Source organism: Candidatus Aeolococcus gillhamiae (assembly GCF_016464765.1).
Taxonomy (GTDB): domain Bacteria; phylum Chloroflexota; class Dormibacteria; order Aeolococcales; family Aeolococcaceae; genus Aeolococcus; species Aeolococcus gillhamiae.
Genome location: NZ_JAEKNS010000086.1, coordinates 1 through 1,949 on the forward strand (window position 1 = coordinate 1; position 1,949 = coordinate 1,949).

Annotated in this window: 2 protein-coding genes and 1 pseudogene; all 3 read left to right on the top strand. The window is 70.7% G+C overall.

The window, feature by feature from the left end:
• Nucleotides 1–232: 232 nt before the first annotated feature.
• Nucleotides 233–880 (top strand): annotated as a pseudogene (gene rpsC / locus JF886_RS08535) (30S ribosomal protein S3); the annotation flags it as partial.
• A 409-nt stretch (nucleotides 881–1,289) separates the two neighbouring features.
• Complete coding sequence (rplP, locus tag JF886_RS08540; RefSeq protein ID WP_337311498.1) at nucleotides 1,290–1,727, top strand: 50S ribosomal protein L16; 438 nt, start codon at nucleotides 1,290–1,292, stop codon at nucleotides 1,725–1,727.
• Nucleotides 1,724–1,949: 50S ribosomal protein L29 (gene rpmC, locus JF886_RS08545; protein WP_337311500.1), on the top strand; the 226-nt coding region annotated here is incomplete at its 3' end. The genes rplP and rpmC, both read left to right, overlap by 4 nt.

A 1,949-nucleotide genomic window follows, 5' to 3' on the forward strand; every position in this document is an offset into this window, starting at 1 on the left:
GTTCGGCCGCACGCGGCACCTCGGGTGGCGCTGCCTCGGCGGCTGCTTCGGCTTCGGCTGCGACCCCCGGAGTGGCGTCGACGCGCCGGCGCCGTGGCACGAAGGCAGCTGACACTGCTGTTGCCGACGCTGCCGTGACGGACGAGGCGGCGGAAGACGCCACTGAAACCACGGCGTCCGTCGACGCCACCGCGGAGCCGGCCCACGACACCGGCGAAGGAGACAAGGGGTAATGGGTCAGAAAGTCCACCCGATCGGCTTCCGCCTCGGCGTGTACCGCAACTGGGACGCGCGCTGGTACGCCGACAAGGACTACACGGCGCTGCTCCACGAGGACATCGCGATCCGCAAGTTGATTGGCGGCCGCCTGCGCAACGCCGGTGTGGCACGCATCGAGACCGAGCGGCGCGGCAACGAGCTCACCGTGACCATCCAGACCGCCAAGCCGGGCATCGTGATCGGCAAGCAGGGCGCGTCCGTGGACGCGCTCCGCGACGAGCTGGAGAAGATCACCGCAAAGAAGGTCCGCGTGACCATCCACGAGATCAAGACGCCCGAGCTCGACGCCAAGCTGGTCGCCGAGAACGTCGCCTCGCAATTGGAGAAGCGCATCGCGTTCCGGCGCGCGCTCAAGCAGACGCTGCTGCGCTCGATGCGCGCCGGCGCCAAGGGCTGCAAGATCCAGGTGAGCGGACGGCTCGGCGGCGCCGAGATGTCGCGCCGCGAGTGGGATCGCGGCGGTCGCGTGCCCCTGCACACCCTGCGCGCCAACATCGACTACGGCCAGGCCGAGGCGCGCACAACGTTCGGACGCATCGGCGTGCAGGCGTGGATCTACAAAGGCGATTTCGTCACCGCCACCGGCGAGCCGATCAGCGGCACCGCCGTCCGCGAGACGGACGAGAGCGATGGCAGTGAGTCGCTCGAGCGCGCAGTGCCGGCGGCGCCCGAGGCCGCAGCGAGGGCTCGCGCCACCGCGGAACCCCCAGCGGCCGTGGCCGTCGAGGAATCGGCGACCGAGGTCCGCAGCGAGGCTGAGGCCGAGGACGTCGAGCAAACGCTCGAAGAGGAGCAGGTCGATGCCGAGGAGGAGGCTGCGGTCGCCGCCGTCGGTGTCATCCCCGAAGACGGCGAGAAGGTGGAGAAGCTGGTGTCGAAGCGCAAGGCTCCCGCTGCCGCCAAGAAGCCGGCGACGCGCGCTCCCACCAAGAGCGCGGCGCGCAAGCCCGCCGTCCGCAAGCCGGCCGCGCCGAAGGCCCCGGACGCCGCGGCAGGGGAGGAGTAGCGCCATGCTGATGCCCAAGCGCACCAAGCACCGCAAGCTCCATCGCGGACGGCGTCAGGGCGCCGCGCAGCGCGGCAACCGCATCTCCTTCGGCACGTACGGCCTCCAGGCGATGGGCGTGTGCTGGATGACCAACCGCCAGATCGAGGCAGCTCGTCGCGCCATGACCCGTCACGTCAAGCGTGGCGGCAAGATCTGGATCCGCGTCTTCCCCGACCACGTCATCACCAAGAAGCCCGCCGAGACCCGCATGGGCAGCGGCAAGGGTCAGCCCGAGGGTTGGGTCGCGGTGGTGAAGCCGGGTCGCATGCTCTTCGAGATGTCGGGCGTGACGCCCGATGTGGCCAAGGAGGCGATGCGCCTGGCCGCGCACAAGCTGCCGATCCGCACTCGCTTCGTCGTGCGCGAGGAACCCGGTGCCGACGCGGAGGAGACGGCATGACCGCCCGTGCCATCGCGCTCGACAACCTGCGCGCGCTCAGCGGCGATGAGCTCGCCGCGCACCTGCGCGAGCAGCGCGGCCAGCTCTTCCAGGTGCGCCTGCAGCAGACCATCGGCCAGGTCGAGAACCACCGCCAGATCCGCGCCATCCGCAAGGAGCTCGCCCGCACCATGACCGTGCAGGTGGAGATCCGCCTCGCCGCCGAGCGCGGCGAGCCAGCCC

What these genes read in the sequence shown, in the direction of transcription:
- rplP (WP_337311498.1), top strand. Translation starts at nt 1,290, where the DNA reads ATGCTGATGCCCAAGCGCACCAAGCACCGCAAGCTCCATCGCGGACGG.